Source organism: Pantoea allii, assembly GCF_046529425.1.
GTDB lineage: Bacteria > Pseudomonadota > Gammaproteobacteria > Enterobacterales > Enterobacteriaceae > Pantoea > Pantoea allii.
This window is the reverse complement of sequence record NZ_CP125958.1, coordinates 3,385,253-3,405,423: the sequence shown is the minus strand read 5'-3', so window position 1 is coordinate 3,405,423 and position 20,171 is coordinate 3,385,253. Positions and strand designations below refer to the sequence as shown.

Below are 20,171 nucleotides of genomic sequence, written 5' to 3'. Positions count from 1 at the left end.
TAAACGTCTCGGCTTTAAGAAGGACATTAATCCTGCCTGTCGGCAGCCGGGAAATGCCGGGTATTATATAACCTGCGGGAGCCATAATGTCATGGACTAAGCAAACGCACGTTATTGCAAAAAGCGTGTAAAATTCAGCGGGAGTATTAAGGCTGTCATCAATGAGGGGATAACATGATGCCGCCTCACTTCACGCTTATCAGGAGAATGTATTGGAACTGCGTCATCATCTTGAAAGCATTTACGCGGCACGATCCCGCCAAACGCTGACCCAATGGCAGGGCGCGAATGCGTCTTCAGCGTGTACGGCAACGAAATCTTTTTACCCGGAACATTTATACGCACTGACCAGCGGCATCCGGCCTTCACTGAATCCGGCAATAATCGCATTACTCCACGAGCTGGGCGCACTGACTGCAGGAGATTCCAGGGCGGATATCATGCATCCAGATAATTTCCATGTGACCTTTCTTCCCGTCACGCCTGCACAGTATCAGCGCCGTGAAACGATGCCTTCTACGCTAAGCCTGGAAAAAGCCTTCAATCAAAGCGTTAAGCATCGCCACCTGCAGGTCGATATGCTGCGGCTGGTGGCGCTTCCTGACCAGTTATTGCTGGCGGGCGTACCCGATGAGCTCGCCGTGACAGAAAGGGCGCTGTTTTGGGAGACATTGATGTCGGGAGAATGGCGTGAACCGCTACAAGAAAGGCATGCGGGAAAAAGCAGCCCGCCGGCGTTCTGGCACACCACCTTGCTGCGTTATCAGGCCGCGACCTTACCAGCCAGCCTGCGCGCGTTTTTTATTGCCAACCAGCATCAGTGTTACGGTTCGGTGCAGGGCACAATCAGACTGGCCGCAACGACCTATAACTGGTCAGATGTAAATTTTTTAACTGATTGAAATAAAATGCAAAAAACACAGGTCGCGTCTTAGCGCGATCTCCGTCACACTTATATTCGCCTCAGTAGGATAGTCCATATCCTGGACGAATTTCCCCTCATCCTTCTTTGCCACCGCTTTATATCCTGTATGGACATTGCATGCTGTATAAGCGGAGCTTAATGATGTCTCATGTAAATACTTTGAATATTAATAGCCAACACCAGCAAAAAGTTCGGCGTATGAACCTGTTTATCTCCATATCGGCGGCGCTGGCCGGATTGCTTTTTGGCCTTGATATCGGCGTTATCTCGGGCGCACTGCCCTTTATCACTCAGCACTTCCGTTTAAGCAGTCATGAGCAGGAATGGGTGGTGAGCAGCATGATGCTGGGGGCGGCTATTGGTGCTATCTGCAACGGTTGGGTGTCACACAGCCTGGGCAGAAAATACAGTCTGATGGCCGGGGCCGTGCTGTTTATTCTGGGATCGCTGGGCTCTGCCTTTGCCACCAGTGTGGAAGCGCTGCTGGGCTTTCGGGTATTACTGGGGGTTGCGGTGGGTGTGGCGTCTTATACCGCACCGTTATATCTGTCCGAGATGGCCACGGAGAACGTGCGGGGAAAAATGATCAGCCTTTATCAGCTAATGATTACCTTTGGCATTGTGCTGGCTTTCCTGTCCGATACCGCGTTCAGCTACAGTGGCAACTGGCGCGCCATGCTGGGCGTGCTGGCCTTACCGGCGGTTATCCTGTTCATTATGGTTATCTTCCTGCCTAACAGTCCGCGCTGGCTGGCGGCAAAAGGCCTGCATGTGGAGGCAGAGGAAGTGCTGCGGATGCTGCGGGATACCTCAGAAAAGGCCCGCCAGGAGCTGAATGACATACGTGAAAGCCTGCGCATGAAACAGGGCGGCTTTGCATTATTCAAACGTAATCCCAACGTCAGACGGGCGGTATTCCTGGGGATGTTGTTACAGGGCATGCAGCAGTTTACCGGCATGAACATCATCATGTATTACGCGCCGCAGATTTTTAAAATGGCGGGCTTTAAAAGTACCCAGGAGCAAATGATTGCCACGGTCGTGGTCGGCCTGACGTTTATGTTTGCCACTTTTATTGCCGTGTTTACGGTGGACAGAGCAGGCAGAAAACCCGTCCTGAAAATCGGCTTTTCCGTCATGGCGTTTGCCACCCTGGTACTGGGTTATTGCCTGATGAAAGCGGGGCAGGGTGAGATCAGCAGCGGGTTATCCTGGGTTTCCGTTGGTATGACCATGCTGTGTATTGGCGGATATGCCATGAGCGCAGCGCCTGTCGTCTGGATTCTGTGTTCTGAAATTCAGCCGCTCAAATGCCGTGACTTTGGTATCACCTGCTCGACCACCACGAACTGGGTAGCGAATATGATTATCGGCGCGACCTTTCTGTCGCTGTTGGGCAGTATCGGCGCGGCGGGCACCTTCTGGTTATATACCGGGTTTAACCTGCTGTTTATTGTTATCACCGTTTACCTGGTGCCGGAAACTAAGAATGTTACCCTGGAGCGGATTGAGAGGAATTTGATGGCGGGTGAGAAGCTGCGGGATTTGGGACGCTAGCACCCACTATTGAGGTATCCACATCTGTCTGTTTCTTAACAGCTCGGCTCAGGTCACTACGGCTGAGCTGTTAGCTGTTCCTGCCAAAGCGTTATTGTTCATATTCTCCACAGGCAGCGGTCAGACACCGCGTTATTGAGGCATGTGCTATTTCTTTCATGCTTCCCCTTTCGTTCACCTGACATAAAAAGAAGGGGATTCTTTACAGCATGTCCTGAACCTGAGCATGAAAATTTTCTGAATGCTATCCAGGCTGGGAGCAAATACTTTTCCTTTCAAAGCGCTGCAACGGTGCGCGTACTCCTTTATGGTCCAGGCTGGCTTTAACCGGGAAAACATCCTAATAACAATGTTGCCATCTATTAATTAAGATGTTCTATTTATGTTAATTTAATTACCTTGAATGGCTTAAGTTAAAATGACTGGTTTTTCTGTCTAATAGCTTGGTTGTTGTTTGTCTTTTGAGTTATTTGCGATATTTTACTCTTTTTTAAGTGCTTTTGGTGGTGCTATTGATCTGTTGTTGTTGTATCCAAAATAAAACAATAAATGAATATCTCGTTATTCAGTGTTTCCTTCGGTTAGGTGACAATTTCATTGAGCACAGGATTAATATTCTCTGCGTTCAGAAGCACATTGTTCTCTTCTGCAACCACGCTTCTTTATTAAGCGTATGAGCGGCGAATGCGTTTGACGCATTATAAAAAATCTAAGTTTAAGGGATTGTTGTAATGAAATTGAATAAAGCGGTTAAATCAATCGGTCTGTGTGCAGTGATGGTTGCATTTGGCGCTAGTGCTGCCGATCAAGGTAATGGTGAAATTAATTTCAAAGGTTCAATTATTGATGCGCCTTGTTCAATTGCGGCTGAATCTGCAAACCAGACTATTGATTTAGGTGAAGTAACAAATGCTGCATTGAAAAACGGTGGAAAATCTGCACCAAAAGCATTCAATATTAAACTTGAACAATGCGACACGGCAACCTCAAGCAGCGTAACGGCAACCTTCACGGGGGCAGCATCTGCAGGTAATAAAGATCTGCTGGGTATTACCGGTACCGCAAGTGGCGCATCAATCGCTATTACTAACGGTGCAGGTCAAATCATCAAACTGGGTGAAGCATCACCTGCTCAGAATATTCAGGACGGCGTGAATTCACTGGCGTTCTCAGCTTACCTGCAGGGTGATGTTGCTTCTGGTACTGAAGGTAAAGCAGCGACCATCGTTCCCGGTGACTTCACTTCTGTAGCGAACTTTACTCTGGCTTATAAATAAGGCAGTAAGCGAGCGTTAATATTTTCATTAACATTCGTCTGCATGAGCAGAGTGATCTGCTCATGCTGTTCCTTGAAGGGATTACTTTCTATGAAGATAAAGTCGCAGACTTATTTTTGGATGCTGCCTTTCATACTGACATTCTGTGCACCTGAATATGGCATATGTTTTACACAGGATCACGGACATGGCGTTGTCGGTATGCAAGGCAGTATCCTCGATGCACCTTGCGCTATAGCCGTTAATGACAGAGAGCAGCTCGTCGATATTCCTGCATTAACGACAGGCGAGCTGATCCACGATGGTGCTGGTTTTGTCAGGAATTTTTCAATTCACCTTATTAATTGTTCTGTTTCAAATGCCAGTACGCCAGGAGGAGACAAAAGTCATTTTATAGTGACATTTGACGGATTACCTGACGGAAAGTTATTTGGCGTTAATGGTGTTACTGGGATAGGAATTGAAATTCAGGATATGGCAGGCAATTTTGCTGTTCCCGGTGAACCCATGCCGGCAGGCCAGCTAACCAAAGGGCGGCAAACACTCAATTATCAAATGAGGTTAGTTGGCGATGCGCACCCTATGCATTCTGGGAAATTTCATGCTGTAGTGCGTTTCAAAGTTGATTATTACTGAGTTTTTTTCGACGATTAATATCATGAGAAAACAAAATTATAAAAATAGCACGCTCAGGCTATCTCTTTGTCCTGTCGCCCTGGCCGTTTTAGCTGTCCTTTTTTCACCTGGTTATGTGATGGCAGAAAATGATGATGTTGAATTTAATATCGATGTGCTGGATGTTAAGGAACGTGGTGAGGTAGATATTAATCGGTTTTCTCGTGCAGGTTATTTAATGCCAGGTGATTATCTGTTTAATGTGGTTGCCAATAGATCAGAGTTTCCTGAAGAAAAAATCAATTATATTGCTCCTGAAAATAAACCTGATGATTCACTGGCTTGTTTATCACCTGATTTAGTCAGTCGGTTTGGCTTTAAAGAGAATGAATTAAAAAAAGCACACTGGTGGCACAATGAACAATGCCTCGATGTCAGCTCGTTTCCAGGAATGACTGTCAGGCCAGATCTGGGTACCGGAGTATTAAAAATAAGTATCCCTCAGGCGTTGTTGGAATATACATCTGAAAGCTGGGATCCCCCTTCACGCTGGGATGATGGCGTACCCGGTTTTATTCTTGACTACTATTTAAACGCCAGACATACCCAGTCAAGAACCAGTTCCGATGCGCAGTCTTTGAGTGGAAATGGAGTGACGGGATTAAACGTGGGCCCCTGGCGCTTACGTGCAAACTGGCAGGGCGATTATGATCGTCAATCTGGTGTAACTGGCACCACAAAGAAAAATTTCAAGTGGGACCGGTTTTATCTCTTTCGCGCCATAAAGTCGCTTAAATCTGAACTGATGGTAGGCGAAGCCTATTTACCCTCAACGTTATTTGACGCGTTTCGTTTTACCGGTGCCAGCTTAACATCTGATGATGCGCAACTTGCACCCAACCTAAGGGGTTATGCCCCTGAAGTGGTCGGTGTTGCTAAAACCAATGCCAAAGTAACCGTGAGTCAACAGGGCAGCGTCATTTATGAAACAACGGTAGCATCCGGACCTTTCCGTATTCAGGATCTGAACAATGCGGTAATGGGAAAGCTGGATGTCACTATTCAGGAGCAGGACGGCACTAAACGTACGTTTCAGGTTGATACAGCAACCATACCTTACCTGACGCGGCCCGGCAGCGTCCGCTATAAGCTGGCATTGGGTAAGCCTTCAGATTACGACCACCATACACAAGATATTAATTTTATAACGGGTGAAGTGTCATGGGGGATTTCAAACGGGTGGTCTGTTTATGGTGGTGGGCTTTTTGCCGATGACTATCTGAGCATTGCGGCGGGTATGGGACGAGATTTGCTCGCTTTTGGCGCAATCTCGCTGGATGTTACCTCAGCCAAAGCAACATTAAGTGAAAGCGTTACCCGAAAAGGTAATTCATACCGTGTGAGTTACTCCAAACGCTTTGATGATTACGACAGCCAAATTACGTTTGCAGGTTATCGCTTTTCTGACCGTAACTATATGACGATGTCACAGTTTTTAAGTGCTAAAACGTCAACTTATAGCAATCCTGGGAACGGAAAAGAGTTATATACCATCACGGTGGCAAAGCAACTCAGAAAGCTCAATACAGGGATATATCTGAGCTATAACCACCAGACTTATTGGGAGCGGGCGGCGACGAATACGTGGAATCTTTCGCTTTCGAGCAGTTTCGATATGGGGCGGTTTAAAAATGCCAGCGTGAGCCTTACCGGATATCGCACGCAATACGATCACACGAAAGATGACGGTGTTTACCTGAGTTTGTCACTGCCTTTCGGCGAAGGAACACTCTCTTATAGCGGTCAAACCTCCGGTGGAACGCAAAGCCAGAGCGTGGGCTGGCGTGACAACATTGGTGAGAATGGTAACTACGATATCGATGTCGGTACCTCTTCAGATGGCGAACATTCGATTAATGGCTATTACGATTACAATGGCAGTCTGGCTGACATGACGGTTTCTGCCGGATTTGAAAATAACGGATATCGCTCTTTAGGGCTCTCTTTAGAAGGCGGAATGACAGCAACCTCACAGGGGGCTGCGCTGCACCGTTCATCTGGAGCGGATGGTACCCGACTAATGGTAGACACGGCGGGAGTTAGCGGTGTCGCCGTATCGGATGGCGGAAGCGATATTAAAACTAACTATTTTGGTAAGGCAGTCGTGACTGACGTAAATAGTTATTACCGCAGTAACGTCAATATTGATTTGGATGAATTGCCTGATGATGTCGAAGCAACGCGTTCTGTTGTCGAAGATACGCTGACTAAAGGCGCTATTGGATATCGTAAATTTGGTATTTTAGCCGGACAAAAAGGCATGGCGATCGTTAAGCTTCAACAAGGTTCAGTGCCGCCTTTTGGTGCGATGGTGAGGAATGCAGATAAAATACAGACGGGTATTATTGCTGAAGATGGAAAAGTCTGGCTATCGGGCATGAAACCGGGTGAAAAAATGAATGTAAGCTGGGGAGGAAAAGAACAATGTTCTTTTACTTTGCCTGAAAGCTTACATGAGGATAGAGGTAGCCTGTTACTTCCCTGCGTTGAAAATTAATTAATAACAGAAAAAACGAAAAGCTATGACCGGTTTTTCTTTTTATCTTTTGCAACACCACTTTCATTATATTACAAGATTAGAGGTTGATATGTTTACGATAAATAGAGCTTTTTTTCTGAGTTTGATGACATTAATGATGGCTGCGACTGTTCCTGCTGCGAATGCAGCGGTTGGTCTGGACCGGACGCGTCTGATTATCAATGGCGACCAAAAATCTGAAACATTAACCGTCACCAATCATAATAAAGAGGCGCCTTATCTTGCCCAGTCATGGGTTGAAGATGCATCCGGTAAAAAATTCGAAAATGAATTTATTGCATTACCGCCATTACAACGTATAGAGCCTAATTCCAAAGGACAAATAAAAGTACAAGTGATGGGGAAGGATTCACATGCCCAGGACAGAGAGTCCCTGTATTATTTTAATGTTCGGGAAATTCCACCCAAAAGTAAAAAACCAAATACGCTACAAATTGCATTACAAACCCGTATAAAGATGTTTTATCGCCCCGCAGGGCTTAAGTTAGCCAGCGGGGATGTTCCCCAGACGGCATTGACATTAACCCGTGAGGGGGATCGTTACCGTATTACTAACCCAACGGGTTACTATGTCACCATCGTGAATATGAGTTCTACGACTCAGGGGAACAGTAACGAGTTTAAGTCAGTAATGGTCGCCCCAAAAAGCAGTGAGTTGGCTGAGGTGAGCGCGGCAAGTCTGGGAACGAAACCGGTACTGACTTACATTAATGACTGGGGCGGTCGTCCAAAACTCATATTTAGCTGCTCGGGTAATGCATGCAAGGTTACCGATAAAAAAGCAGGGTGAATATTTTGTTCATCGTTCTCCTGAAGCATCTAAACAATAAAGTAGTATCGTGCTACTACACAATGTGCCTCATGGCTGTTTCGTGTTTAGTCAGCGCTGCACCTGCAGTGCAGGATACCTGGCAAATGGACGGAGAACATGGCCAGATCGTTGTGAATGGTTTGCTTAGCGAAGGTGCGTGCCGTCTGGATCTTAATTCAGCCTTACAACAAATCGACTTGGGTATACTCAATCCTGCCGACCTTATCGAGCCAGGAAGTGAAACGATACCCGTCCGGTTTAGCATTCGGCTTACTGATTGTTACCGATCGTATAAAGATCAGTCTGTAATGCCGGGAAGAAACAATCTGTTTTCCTATATCGAACCGTTGGCCACTGTCTCATTCTCAGGATTAGCCGATGACGACTATCCCTCTTTATTGAAGGTACAGGGCGTAAAGGGCATCGCATTAAAGGTGAGTGATAAAGATATGAAGATGGTCCCGCTTAATCAACAGGGAAGAAAGTACTTTATATCCCATAAGACTGAGCGTTTTGACTACTTTGTCTCAGCTGTAAAAACAAAGCCTCACCTCGTGTTCGGTGAATTTTGGGCAGTGGCCAGCTTTAAGGTCGATTATGAATAACAGTTTATCATGTCTTAATTCAATTTTTTTAATGTTACTTTTTTATGTTTTATTTTTAATTTTATCGTTAGGGCCAGCCAAAGCAAGCGATGGGTTTGCCGACGTTGATAATATTAATGTGTCAGGGAAACTGATTGCTTCTACCTGTGACGTGATCAATGCTGATGAAAATCACGTTGTCGATTTCTCAAACGTTAATGTAAGTGATATTTATGCCAACTCACACGGTTTAGCAAAAGAATTTGTTATTATTGCCAAAAACTGTCAACCGGAAAATGATTTGACTATAAATTTCAGTGGTAGAGAAAATGAAGCACTTCCCGGTTTACTTAATATATCTGGTGATGCGCAGGGTATCGGTATTGGTCTGAAGTCAGGTGGTATCAATGGTGTGCCGGTTTCAGTAAATAGTCACTCAAACTTACCCAGTGCTGTACGCGGAGAGGACATTGTCTTTATATTGGGTGCCTATATTAAAGGTGAGCCACAGGCAGTTAAAGACAAAAACATTGTACTCGGGAATTTTTCAGCAACAGCAAACTTTATATTGAGGTATGAATGATGTCAGTAACCTCTTTTAGAAAGGCAGGCTTGATTATTCTAATACTAATTTTTGGCTCTCCGCTTTGTTCTTTTTTCTCCTTTGCCGGAGAAACCTTCAGAGCTAATATCAATTTTGATGGGAATATTATTGCCGATCCCGGAATGTGTTATTTTGATGTCGAAGGGTTGAATCCCGGGCCTGGTAGCTTACTGGAAGGCTTTGTCGAAGATGATAATATATACAACTATAATTTTGGTGAAGTCGTTTTTCGTTCATATAATGGGCGTTATGTACTGGATAAAAAATACCGTAAAAACTTCAATGTCGATTTCAACTGTACCGGGGAACTTGCACTTGAAAGCCATATGTTAGTGCGGATTTATCCAGTCTACGGTACCGTTGAGGGACAAAAAAATAGCGTGATTAGAATGTTGTCTTTACCTTTTCTAAAGCATATTGAATCAGTGGGCTTGCAGCTATTGGTTAATGGAAACCCGGTGACAACACAGCGGTCCCACTGGTTGCGTGTAGGAAAAAAAACAGGTATGTCTTTTCAATTAATTCAGCTTGATCCTTTAGGCTCAGACTTAAAAGATGACGCTATTTTATTTTCAGTTATCAATGTCATTGTACAACCTAATTAGCGGTTAAAAATAAAATGAAAAAGAAGAGGCGTGTTTTTTTAATTGCTATATTGATGATGCTTCAGTTTTCCAGCAACAGTTTCGCTTTTTCAAACTCAATGAGCGATGGCATTAATGATGGTTGCCAGAATCAGGTAGATAGTGATGGTATTGTAACGGGGTCATGTGGTTTTTCCGCTTTTGTTGTGATGAAGACGAAACTTGAAACCGCACCATGGTGCATTATCAATAATAATGAATCCATGAATGTTGTGTTTGATGCTGTTGATCCCTACAAAATTTCATCTGGGCTATATAAAAAAACACTGGAATACGACTTTATCTGCTCAGATGCGACTCCGGGTTATAACGTTTTTTTTAAATTAGAAGGCATTAATGCCGCAGGGTTTGAGGATGAGCAAACAATTCAGACCAGCGTTAATGGGTTAGGCATGCAAATTCTGATGGACGGTATACCAATGAAGGTTCATGAGAAAAAACTAATTAATATGGTTTCACCGCCTCTACTTGAAGTGCTTTTAGTCAGACAACCGACTAAAACCCTGGAAGGCGATGAGTTTTCTGGAACGGCCAGTATGACGGTGGTTTATGATTAAGCGCTATAATTTGGGATTTATTCTGACAGTAATGCTATTTTTGTTACTGGGCATATCTACTTGTTCTCAGGCAAAAGTCAAAGGTATTCCCTTACCTAAAAGCTGTACCAAAGGCTCAGTACACATGACTGACGGGTTACTGGGTTTTGGTGACTGCCATCCAACCAGCGAAGGGCTTGAGTCAGGCTTTTTGATTGGTGATGGATGGTCTATGCCTACAGGCACTAGCCACGTGACTGAATTAGATGGTTATAAAGTCTATCCGCAATATAGTGGGAATTATAATGCAGTGATGTTTTTTTGTCAGAGTACAACGGCAGTAAAATGCACTATTTCAACGGCAAATTATCAAATACATACTCGTACAGTTAATCAACTTAATACAACTAAAACTATATCGAAAACTAAACCTAATTTTGGTGGGGCGGCCAATGCATTAGAGAATCAGCCTTCAGCATCATTTTGCGTTGCAATATACAAATGGCACTGACGATGCATATTATGTTGATCCCAAGGAGCCCTATTCTTGTAGTGATGGTGTTCCACTGCCTGTTGAAGCAGCGACGTGTTATATTAATCGGGGGAAAGATATTCAGGTCCATTTTGGGGATATTAAAAGAACGGATCTGACTGACAGCCCTGAAGCGCCAGCGGCTATTTATAAAGAAATTAACATTCCGATTACGTGTACGCGTGATGCAGGAATATCATTAAAAATGGCTATTCTTTTTACGTCTTTAGTTGGACAGTATCATACCATTTCGACGACAGCTACGGGTGTGAATATCATTCCTTTTTATGACGGGCATTTTTCTCAGGATAGTGATAATAATCAAGGTGAAAGCACCGTTTATCAATACGGTATTCACGAAAAAAACGTTCGATTTTATCTTTTCCGTGACCCGGATGTAAAAGTAAAAGATATTCCTTTAGGTCCATTTAGCGCGAGTTCTGTAATGATTCTGACAGAAGACTGATTAGCTCCCCAGTGAGGATAACGTTAATCAATTATGTGAAGTGATGTGCTTTATAAAAACCGCTTATCCAACTGTTTATTTGTGGATTTTCTTAGCAATATATAAAAGGTAAATAATTGACAAGGAATTGATAACATTTTCGTTGAGAAAATGATTCAGAAGAAGTGGTTAGCTTAATGAAATTTATCTAAATGATTTTATAGGTTTATTATGTTTAGTGCTATTGACGGAATCAGGTTACAACCTCTTGTTGCGCTTAAAACAGGAGAGGTTATTGCGCATGAGATACTGTCAAGTATCAGGAATCACAATGCCGAAAAGTGGTTTTCTGAACTGTCTCCTGAAAAGATATTTTCTTTGTTCTTATGGCAGGTAGAGTTCGCACTCAATGTCCCGGGTAATTACTGGCTTAATCTACCGGTTGACGTTTTTAGTGATATGGACAAGGTAAATAAAATACTAACGATAGAACATGACGAACGTATTGTTCTGGAAATTCAGGACCCTGAAAGATTACTCAACTATCCTTACTGGAAGCTCATTTCTTTTGAAGAGGGCATCTTTTTACTTAGACGTGCTGGGTGGAATATATGGCTTGATGACATTACGTCAAAGCTTATAGCATTAGTTAAAAAAATTTCAGTGAATGTCAACGGCATAAAAATTGATCGCAAGGAGATAAAAAAACCTTTTAGCATTGACAGGCTTATTCTACAAGCATCTACTCTTTCCCCTTACATTCTTGTTGAAGGCATAGAAACAGAAGCAGAAAAGAAAAAAATCATGCTCACCGATGCACGATATGGGCAAGGCTTTTTGTGGCCTGAAGAAAAAGTATATATGCGCGTGCCCAATAAATTCTATTAAAACCTGAAACAGAAACAGACAACAATCACCTCACCATTTTTTCTGTTGCGCATAAATATGAAACCCAAAGCACACAGACAAATGCATAACCTGTATGAAGATGTGCTCTTTACTATGCAGATCGTCTACGGCCATTAAGCGCTCGTCTGAGAGAGTGTTGCGCCTGTTTTGTTCGCAAACCACATCACCATTAACGGTAGTCTGGGTAATTAAACATCAGCAGACAGGACAGTCGACCTGGTTCGTTTGTTTTTTAAGCAACTCTGTCGTTGTCAGTGAAAAATTCTTTTAAAAAAACACATAAAAACTTACGATACATAAGAATTTTTTTAGGATAAAGACGATATGAAAAAGGCAATCGCAGTCATTTTATTAGCATTCGCCCTCACTGGATGTGGAGAGCCTAAGATCGATGGTTCTTCAGAAGAGGCTTTTAAGACATCGCTTCAAAAAGTTCGAGACTCACTCGCGGAAGATAAACGCGCCGCGTTTAACGATGCGATTCAGGTTGTCGCCTTCAGCCAGGTCAGCATGAAAGAGCTGATGCAGGCGGGCAGCGGTGACGAAGGCGGACGTGCCCTGATTGATAAAAAGATTAAAGGCGCGCTGGCTGGCAAGACCGGTGAAGAAGTCATTGAGTATGCAGATAAGATCAAAAAAGACCGCACGGCCAACTAAGCTGAGCGCGTTTTTATCTCAGACCAGCCCGTTGCGTGAGGTCTGATTTAACGGTTGCTGCATGAAAGAGGCCTGTTTTGCAGGCCTCTTTTTTATGCCACTAATCTATGTCAGGCATAATGAAACAGTGGGGTTTGTTCTTTACTGGCGCAGTGCCACAGGTACGCGAGTCACGCTGCAGGGAGGATTTTAATGGTGACGTTGCACTGGTTGAATGCATCGGGAAGCCTTGCTTCCTGTCGCGAAGGGATAGAAGCGAATATCGATCTTGCGATATCACGCATAGCTACCCAGCTTACGCTGCCCGATATCGACGTTTTGGTGCAAAGAACGACGTTCGAGGTAATTAAGGAAATGGGCTTTTCAGGCAGAGCCTGGGGACCGCATCTGATGTCATTCTATCTTGATACTGACAGCCCAAATTTGCAGAGCAGCCTGGCGCGTTATGACCTGGCTCGGCAGTTCGCGCATGAGACGCACCATTGCCTGCGTATGGCGGGCACGGGATATGGTTTTAGTCTGGGTGAAGCGCTGGTTAGCGAGGGGCTTGCCGGGCACTTTGCCAGCATGACTTTTGGATCGCCGCCAGAAATATGGGAGTGCGCCGTTGGCAAGGAAAGATTAAAAAATCTGCCGCTCTCTGATGAGCTTCTCAGGTCACAGTCATACAACCATGCTGAATGGTTTTTCGGGCAGGGCGATCACCCCCAATGGCTGGGATACAGTCTGGGCTGGCACCTGGTTGATGCGTGGTTACAAGCCGGTAGCCGAAGTCTGGATGAAAGGATTAATGTTGAGGCCGACGATGTATTGGCGTTTTTACCAACAGTAATCGATTAGCCGCTTTGCATAAAAACGATAAATATTCCCGTATGGATAAATAACGCAAACCTTCTTCTACTGGTTACCGTCATTACGATGTCTTGCGGCAAACAAGCGTTGCGTGATCCCACCACGTATTCTGATTAACTGAGAAACAGCTAACGTTAAAACCAGCGGCTGCTATTTCCGCGGTCAACGCTTCCAGCGGTTTCAAGGTGCGCCAGGGCGTGCCGTCTTTCAGTAACAGATGCTGGACGCGGTCATAACAGATATGATCACCCAGGTGTTTGGGCAAACCACACATGCTGCTGATAATTAAAGTCCCATCACGGGTTAATATACGGCGCACGGCTTTAAGGCAATCACTACGCTGTGTTCCCGTCAGGCAATGAAAGCAGCTGCCATCAAATATCACATCAAACTGAGCATCTTGATACCGGGAAAGATCACATACATCGCCCCGGTCAAAATGACCGACCAGACCCGCTTGACTGAAACGTTCTCGGGCCCACCGGATGGCGACGTCTGAGATATCGACCCCGTAAATGACAAACGATCTGCTGGCAAAATAGTGGGAGGCCATGGCGCCATTACCACAGCCAAGCTCAAGAACGGTTCCACTGTCGGGAAGGCATGGCGTTTCTTCAAGCTGATGAAGCACCTCGTTTAGCTGCTGCCGAGCCCGCGTGAAGCCACTTCCTGTCCAGGCTTCATAGCCTCCATTTTTGAGGTGCTGATAGATATCGTCATAGCTTTCCACACTAACGCAACGCCTCCTGTCATTATCTTATGGCTGTTTTGACTCAGCCTGCCTGGGCGAATGAATTTAACATTTTGACCACTTCTCAAGCGCCTGACGCTAAAGTGCTTTACCCAGGTGAATCGCCCTGAGTACTGTTACTGCCTGTCTGTTCACTCACTCGCTATTATGATTCTGCTCACTGCTGCTTACTGGATAAGACGTATTCGGCCGCTCGTCGGCATTTTATTACTGATAAGTGCGGCCAGCCAGGCACAGTCAGGAGACCGGCGCGTGGTGACTCAGCCGCGCCTGCCGCCCGTCTGCCAGCGGCTAAGTGCTGGCTCTGATGTCAATGTGGCACAGGTGATTCAGCAGGCGCTGGATACCTGCCCAAAAGGTAACATGGTGATGTTACAGCCTTCCAGCCAGGCCAGTGTGTTCTTTAGTGGACCGTTGCAGGTGCCCTCGGGCGTGAGTCTGGCGATAGGTAAAGGCGCGGTGCTAAAAGCGATTGCCGATCCACATTTATACGATAACGGGCACCAAACCTGTGGCGCACTGGATCGTCAGGGGAATGGATGCATGCCCTTTATTACCCTGAAGCATGCCAGAGACAGCGGTATTTACGGCCAGGGTATCATTGACGGTCAGGGCGGCACCCTGATGACGGGGCAATCTCAGACCTGGTGGCAGCTGGCAGCCAGCGCCAAAAACAGTGAAGATAAACAAAATGCGCCTCGCCTGATTCAAATCGATGACAGCAGCGATATCACGCTTTATCAAATCACCTTGAAGAATGCGCCTAACTTTCACGTGGTTATCAATAACAGTCAGGGCGTTACTTTGTGGGGCATTACGATCGCTACGCCTGCCACGGCGCGCAATACCGATGGCGTAGATCCCATGGGGTCGACGGATGTTTCCCTGATTAACAGCGATATCAGCACGGGCGACGACAACGTGGCGATTAAGGCAGGCAACGCTCCGGCTGCGCATATTTCGGTACTGAACAACCATTTCGGTGCCGGGCACGGCATGTCAATTGGCAGCGAGATCAACCGTGGCGTCAGTGAAGTGCGGGTGGATGGACTGACGCTAACCGGCACAACCAATGGTCTGCGGATTAAAAGCGATCGCTCACGCGGCGGACGAGTAAGTGCCGTTCATTATCAAAACGTCTGCATGGATAACGTTGAAAACCCGATAGTCATGGATACGCATTACGATCCCCATGTTAGTGGTTCACTTATACCAAGCTATCAGGACATCACGTTTGAGCATATTCGTGCGGGTAACGGAAAAATCACCTTGCTGGGCTACAGTGACGCCTTGCCGCTGGTCATTGCGTTAAAAGATGTCTTGATTGGCGCACGCGCCCAAGTGGAGCAGCAACATGCCGTTATCCACGGCGTATTTACGCGCACCAGCCAGAGCGGGTGCCCGTAAAACAAGGCAGGCTGGCAGTGGTGATGACATAGTCGCCCTTAGCTCTCGCTCACCTCACCCAAACCGCCTAAAAAAATTGTCCTGCCGTTTCTTCCCGACCACCGGCGACTGGCGTAAAATCGGCGAACCAAAGTGGATTGTCTTGCAGAGTGGGCATTATGCTAATCAGCACGGAAACCGAACGGACGTATATCGCTGACAGCCGTCTCGCCTGCACCCTTGCCGCCGTGGCGGGCGCGTTAAACACCGCAGCATTTGAAATTGTGGGATTCTTTTCCGCCAATATGACCGGCAATGTCTCTTCGCTGTCCGATTTTCTGGCGAAGGCAAACCTCCACAGCGGCCTCTTTTTCCTGTTTATCCTTTGTATGTTCATTGTGGGGGCGCTCGTTTCCACAATGATTATCAATGCCGGGCGCAGACGCAAAATTCGCACGATTTACGCGGTGAATATCCTGATTGAGGGCATTGCGTTGGTGGCGCTGGGCGTGATTGAAGCCCGCTTCCCCATTGCCGCATCAGGCGTCCTGCTTATCCTGAGCCTGAGTTTTTTGATGGGGCTTCAAAATGCGGTCGTCACGCGCATCTCCAATGCGCGCGTCAGAACTACGCACGTGTCCGGCACCTCCACAGATATCGGTATCGAACTCGCCATGCTGTTCGATGTGCTACGGCGCAAAGAATCCCCCAAAGATGCGCCGCTCTATCTGGAGCGCCTGCGGCTGCATACCTACACTATTCTTGCTTTTCTGGCGGGCGGCGTGGCGGGCATCTGGCTCTGGCATGCGCTGAACTACTATTTTCTGGTGCTGATCGGTCTGGGGCTGATGAGCCTGGCGCTGTCCGCCATGCTCAAGCCTCAGCCTGCTGATGTGGCCCGTTAAGGATGCCGGTGTTCGGGAGCCAGCACCTTAAGCGCATTATTGATAAGGCGAAAGTGGGCAGGCGTTTGCCCAATAATCTCGCCATCGGCATTAATAGAGTGCGGACGGCGTGTATGCAGCGTTAGTGCGGTGGTGCTAAAGGCGCGAACGTTACGCCAGCGGCCATGTGTCCCGCGACGCAGAGCGGGGAACAGCGCCAGCAAATGCCAGCTTCTTTTCAGTTCAAGGCTGTAAACATCCAGTAGCCCGTCATCCGGCGCCGCGCTTTGCTCAACGGTCATGCCGCCGCCATAGAAACGGCCGTTGCCAACTGAAACCTGCACGGTTTTGATCGCGATAGCCTCTCCCTCATGATGTAAGGTCGCCCTAAAGGGCCGGCTTTGCCGCAGAATACGCAGTGCGGCAAAGGCATAGCCCAGAACGCCCCAACGCTTTTTGGCCTGGGCGGTGAGATTGCGCGCCAGCTCCGCCGAGAAACCAATGCTGGATACGTTCAGGAACAGGTGATCGTTTACCTCGCCCAGGTCAACAAAACGGGTATGTCCCTGGCTAATGATGCTGACAGCCTGCTCCAGTTGAGGCGGAATCCCGAGCGTACGGGCAAAATCGTTGGCGGTGCCCAGGGGTAAAATGCCCAGAGGTAAACCGGTTTGCAACAGGCCTGAAGCTGCGGCATTTAATGTGCCGTCGCCCCCGCCGACGATCACCAGCTCAACACGATGGGCATACGCGATGATAAGCTCGGTGTAGCTGCGGCTGTCGTCAGGATCGGGTTGCAGCAGGGTAAAACCGGATTGCTGCAGCAACTGCGTGGCGCGCGTGGCATCAATACGACCTTTACGTGAGCGTTGGTTGATCAAAAGTAACGCTGTCTTTACCCTTTGCGACATGCTTCGTCCATTTTTTGATGAAGTAATAATGATGAAGTAACCAGAAAGTAAACATGCGGGATTATTCGTTACAACCTTGCTTGCGCTACTTTACGTAAGTGCAGGACGGCCGGGGAACCTGACAAACTGGGTCGAGGTTGTCTACACTGCCAGAAACGGCACGACTCATGGGAGCAACGATGACAGAACAACAATTTAGAAGCCTGTTGGCAGAAAAAGGCTTTGCAGAGCCGGTGATGGTAGAGCGGGGGGCAAACAGCGAACTGGATCACCATGAGCATCCATTTGAGGCAATGGCACTGATCCTGAGTGGTGATATCACCCTGTACACAGAAAATCAGGCTGCCACCTATCGGGAAGGCGATGTCTTTCATCTGCAGGCAGGGCAGCCGCACCGCGAGACGTTTGGTGATCGGGGCGTTCGCTATCTGTCAGGCAGAAAAAGCTGATCTGGTCGATGAGCCTGTGATGAAAACTTTCGACGCGCTTTTTCAGCGATTAGCCCAATCCCCTTTCCGTCAGAGCTTCCGTCTGGGGCGGAATGAATATGATTACTGCCTGACAAAGGGCGAAGCCGATGTGGCGGCGCATGCGGCTGCGTTTGTTCAGCAACGGCTGTCTGCCATGGCTCCCCAGAACGACGGCAAGCAAACGCCGATGCGCGGGCATCCGGTTTTTATCGCTCAGCATGCCACAGCGACCTGCTGCCGTGGCTGTCTGGCGAAATGGCACGGTATTGCCCAGCATCAGGCGCTGGACGATAAGCAGCAGGCTTACGTGGTGGCGGTGATCATGCACTGGATACACAGGGCCATGACGCAACCTGCTCCGGCACCGCGTGCGCGCAAAACCAGGGCAAACACAACATCGTGTTTGCCGGACAGCCCGCAACTGGATTTGTGGTAGAAAAAGATTATCTGGCTGATGGACTTTTAACCAGTCAGGTTAGCCATATTTCATTTCAGGTCTATTCTTAAATCGTTCTTTGGTCTCCTGTGCCAGGATAATCACGTAAGACGACAAATTTCACACAAGAGGGAATTACGATGAAGAAAGCAATTATTGCACTGTCTGCTGTTTTACTGGCCTCGCCAGTTTTCGCTGCTACCACAACGGATGAAACTGTCGCTGAAGCGCATAAAGGCGCAGATACCGCGAAAGAAAAACTGCATCAGACCGAGCACAAAGGCGAAGAGCTGAAGCTGAAATCTGAGCACGCTGCGGAAGGTAAGAGTAACTCGACCTCCAGCAAAATCTCTGAAAGCACCCAGAAAGGCTGGCACAAAACGAAAGAAGGCACCGAGAAAGGCTGGGATAAAACCAAGCAGGGTGCTGAAGACCTGAAAAATAAAGCGACTAACTAAGCCGCTTTACTATGAAAAAACCCACCGTTGGTGGGTTTTTTTATGACCTGTTTTTATTCTGGCTGGGCCGGCAGCGTTTTCGGCCCTGATGACCTGGCCTTTGCGGCTTCCGTTTTCGCACTTAATGACTCAGCCTTCGCGGTTTCTGCATCTGCCGCGTCCTGTTGTGCGGTATCAGACTGCTTTTTCCCTTCTTCGATAAACTCTTCATCGATCTCTTCGATGTTTTCACGGTTATCGCGTCCGGACAGCAGATTCCAGCAGGCAATAAACAGGGCGGCAATCACCGGACCAATCACAAAGCCATTGATCCCATAGATTTCCATGCCGCCCAGCGTCGTAATCAAAATCATGTAGTCGGGCATTTTGGTGTCTTTGCCCACCAGCAACGGGCGCAGGATGTTATCCACCAGGCCGACAATCACCACAAAGAAGCCGACGAGGAACAAGCCCTTCCACAGTGCACCGGTGGCAAAGAAGAAGATCGTGGCCGGCACCCAGATGATGGCGGAACCAACGGCAGGAACCAGTGACAGGAAGCCCATCAATGCACCCCACAGCAGACTGCCGTCAATGCCGGTAAACCAGAAGGCCAGACCGCCCAGAATCCCCTGTACCACGCCAACGACCACCGTACCTTTGACGGTTGCACGCGATACGGCGGCAAACTTCATAAACAGATGATGTTTAACGTAGGTGGACAGCGGTAGCGCTTCCAGAATCAGATGCACCAGATAGGAACCATCCTTCAGCAGGAAGAACAGCAGGTAAAGCATGATACCGAAGCCAACGGTAAAGCTGAACGTGCCTTTACCGATGATAAACGCGCTGCCCGCCAGGTACTGACCACCTTTAAGGGCAAATGCCGACAGCTTTTGCTGAATCTGCGTGGCATTGTCCAGGTTATTTTCAGCCAGGTAGTGTTTGGCCCAGCCCGGCAAATGCTGTAACAGATCGGCGAAGACGACAGGGAACTGGGCGGAGTTGGTCTGCAGTTTGTGATAAACCGTGTTCACCTCCACCACCATCGATGAGGCGATGATCGCTAATGGGGTAAAGACGATGAGGCAGATGCAAAACAGCGTCAGCAGCGCGGCAAGACCGTTACGATCGCCCAGCTTGCCACGCAAAAACGTTTTAAGCGGATGGAAGATCACAGCCAGCACCGCTGCCCACAAAATGGCAGAGAAGTAGGGCGATAATACCTCGAAAAAGGCAACGGTAGTCATTGCCAAAATCAGAAGGAAAAACCCGACAGTAAGTCCTTTAAAGCGCATTGGATAACCTCATGTAAACATCCCTTGATAAGCACGCATGCCGATGCGGGC

Annotated in this window: 23 protein-coding genes; 20 read left to right on the top strand and 3 right to left on the bottom strand. The window is 47.3% G+C overall.

Annotation, left to right across the window (positions count from 1 at the left end; genetic code table 11):
- The first annotated feature begins 212 nt into the window (after positions 1–212).
- From QNH99_RS16170 to QNH99_RS16100, 15 genes are all read left to right on the top strand, one after another.
- Entirely contained in the window at positions 213–902 is a 690-nt protein-coding gene (locus QNH99_RS16170; RefSeq protein WP_109717141.1) for a hypothetical protein, read from the top strand.
- 161 nt (positions 903–1,063) lie between these two features.
- On the top strand, positions 1,064–2,482 hold the full coding sequence (locus tag QNH99_RS16165) for a sugar porter family MFS transporter (protein WP_181377129.1): 1,419 nt from the start codon (positions 1,064–1,066) through the stop codon (positions 2,480–2,482).
- A gap of 731 nt (positions 2,483–3,213) precedes the next feature.
- Positions 3,214–3,759 carry a fimbrial protein gene (locus tag QNH99_RS16160; protein WP_063878716.1) on the top strand — a complete coding sequence of 182 codons (546 nt, stop codon included), beginning with the start codon at positions 3,214–3,216 and terminating at the stop codon, positions 3,757–3,759.
- Positions 3,760–3,849: 90 nt separating this feature from the next.
- The gene (locus tag QNH99_RS16155; RefSeq protein WP_181377130.1) at positions 3,850–4,395 is read left to right on the top strand and encodes a fimbrial protein; all 546 of its coding nucleotides are present in this window, start codon (positions 3,850–3,852) and stop codon (positions 4,393–4,395) included.
- 22 nt (positions 4,396–4,417) lie between these two features.
- On the top strand, positions 4,418–6,931 hold the full coding sequence (locus QNH99_RS16150) for an outer membrane usher protein (protein ID WP_109717272.1): 2,514 nt from the start codon (positions 4,418–4,420) through the stop codon (positions 6,929–6,931).
- A 91-nt stretch (positions 6,932–7,022) separates the two neighbouring features.
- A complete protein-coding gene (locus QNH99_RS16145; RefSeq protein ID WP_109717273.1) occupies positions 7,023–7,763 on the top strand; it encodes a fimbria/pilus periplasmic chaperone in 741 nt (246 codons plus the stop codon).
- A gap of 125 nt (positions 7,764–7,888) precedes the next feature.
- Positions 7,889–8,389 (top strand): fimbrial protein, encoded by a 501-nt coding sequence (locus QNH99_RS16140; protein ID WP_244915440.1) that lies wholly within the window; start codon positions 7,889–7,891, stop codon positions 8,387–8,389.
- Positions 8,382–8,951 carry a fimbrial protein gene (locus QNH99_RS16135; protein WP_109717143.1) on the top strand — a complete coding sequence of 190 codons (570 nt, stop codon included), beginning with the start codon at positions 8,382–8,384 and terminating at the stop codon, positions 8,949–8,951. The genes QNH99_RS16140 and QNH99_RS16135 overlap by 8 nt, the downstream gene beginning before the upstream one ends.
- Positions 8,948–9,577 (top strand): hypothetical protein, encoded by a 630-nt coding sequence (locus tag QNH99_RS16130; RefSeq protein WP_244915441.1) that lies wholly within the window; start codon positions 8,948–8,950, stop codon positions 9,575–9,577. The genes QNH99_RS16135 and QNH99_RS16130 overlap by 4 nt, the downstream gene beginning before the upstream one ends.
- 14 nt (positions 9,578–9,591) lie before the next feature.
- Entirely contained in the window at positions 9,592–10,173 is a 582-nt protein-coding gene (locus QNH99_RS16125; protein WP_063878719.1) for a hypothetical protein, read from the top strand.
- Positions 10,166–10,663: a hypothetical protein gene (locus QNH99_RS16120; RefSeq protein WP_410516918.1), complete on the top strand. Its 498-nt coding sequence runs from the start codon at positions 10,166–10,168 to the stop codon at positions 10,661–10,663. The genes QNH99_RS16125 and QNH99_RS16120 overlap by 8 nt, the downstream gene beginning before the upstream one ends.
- Positions 10,641–11,150 carry a hypothetical protein gene (locus QNH99_RS16115; protein ID WP_410516917.1) on the top strand — a complete coding sequence of 170 codons (510 nt, stop codon included), beginning with the start codon at positions 10,641–10,643 and terminating at the stop codon, positions 11,148–11,150. The genes QNH99_RS16120 and QNH99_RS16115 overlap by 23 nt, the downstream gene beginning before the upstream one ends.
- Positions 11,151–11,360: 210 nt before the next feature.
- The gene (locus QNH99_RS16110; RefSeq protein ID WP_109717145.1) at positions 11,361–12,017 is read left to right on the top strand and encodes an EAL domain-containing protein; all 657 of its coding nucleotides are present in this window, start codon (positions 11,361–11,363) and stop codon (positions 12,015–12,017) included.
- Between the two features lie 345 nt (positions 12,018–12,362).
- Complete coding sequence (locus QNH99_RS16105) at positions 12,363–12,695, top strand: DUF6694 family lipoprotein (protein WP_063878722.1); 333 nt, start codon at positions 12,363–12,365, stop codon at positions 12,693–12,695.
- Between the two features lie 192 nt (positions 12,696–12,887).
- Positions 12,888–13,535, top strand: a complete 648-nt coding sequence (locus tag QNH99_RS16100) for a DUF2268 domain-containing putative Zn-dependent protease (RefSeq protein WP_109717146.1) — start codon at positions 12,888–12,890, stop codon at positions 13,533–13,535.
- Between the two features lie 73 nt (positions 13,536–13,608).
- Here QNH99_RS16100 and QNH99_RS16095 read toward each other — a convergent pair whose 3' ends face one another.
- Positions 13,609–14,277: a class I SAM-dependent methyltransferase gene (locus QNH99_RS16095; protein WP_109717147.1), complete on the bottom strand. Its 669-nt coding sequence runs from the start codon at positions 14,275–14,277 to the stop codon at positions 13,609–13,611.
- 273 nt (positions 14,278–14,550) lie between these two features.
- Here QNH99_RS16095 and QNH99_RS16090 point away from each other — a divergent pair, with 273 nt between their 5' ends.
- Both QNH99_RS16090 and QNH99_RS16085 read left to right on the top strand, forming a co-directional pair.
- Positions 14,551–15,705, top strand: coding sequence for a glycoside hydrolase family 28 protein (locus QNH99_RS16090; protein WP_244915442.1), 1,155 nt, complete (start codon positions 14,551–14,553; stop codon positions 15,703–15,705).
- Positions 15,706–15,863: 158 nt separating this feature from the next.
- Positions 15,864–16,589 (top strand): YoaK family protein, encoded by a 726-nt coding sequence (locus tag QNH99_RS16085; RefSeq protein WP_410516916.1) that lies wholly within the window; start codon positions 15,864–15,866, stop codon positions 16,587–16,589.
- Here QNH99_RS16085 and QNH99_RS16080 read toward each other — a convergent pair.
- Complete coding sequence (locus QNH99_RS16080) at positions 16,586–17,479, bottom strand: lipid kinase (RefSeq protein WP_256853158.1); 894 nt, start codon at positions 17,477–17,479, stop codon at positions 16,586–16,588. The genes QNH99_RS16085 and QNH99_RS16080 overlap by 4 nt on opposite strands.
- Before the next feature lie 179 nt (positions 17,480–17,658).
- On the opposite strand from QNH99_RS16080, the gene QNH99_RS16075 reads away from it, so the two are divergent.
- From QNH99_RS16075 to QNH99_RS16065, 3 genes are all read left to right on the top strand, one after another.
- Positions 17,659–17,928: a cupin domain-containing protein gene (locus tag QNH99_RS16075; protein ID WP_063878727.1), complete on the top strand. Its 270-nt coding sequence runs from the start codon at positions 17,659–17,661 to the stop codon at positions 17,926–17,928.
- A 19-nt stretch (positions 17,929–17,947) separates the two neighbouring features.
- Entirely contained in the window at positions 17,948–18,385 is a 438-nt protein-coding gene (locus tag QNH99_RS16070) for a DUF4186 domain-containing protein (protein WP_283355032.1), read from the top strand.
- Between the two features lie 140 nt (positions 18,386–18,525).
- On the top strand, positions 18,526–18,843 hold the full coding sequence (locus QNH99_RS16065; protein ID WP_013024991.1) for a hypothetical protein: 318 nt from the start codon (positions 18,526–18,528) through the stop codon (positions 18,841–18,843).
- A 53-nt stretch (positions 18,844–18,896) separates the two neighbouring features.
- On the opposite strand, the gene QNH99_RS16060 is transcribed toward QNH99_RS16065, so the two are convergent.
- Positions 18,897–20,120 carry an AI-2E family transporter gene (locus tag QNH99_RS16060; protein ID WP_410516915.1) on the bottom strand — a complete coding sequence of 408 codons (1,224 nt, stop codon included), beginning with the start codon at positions 20,118–20,120 and terminating at the stop codon, positions 18,897–18,899.
- Positions 20,121–20,171: the final 51 nt, after the last annotated feature.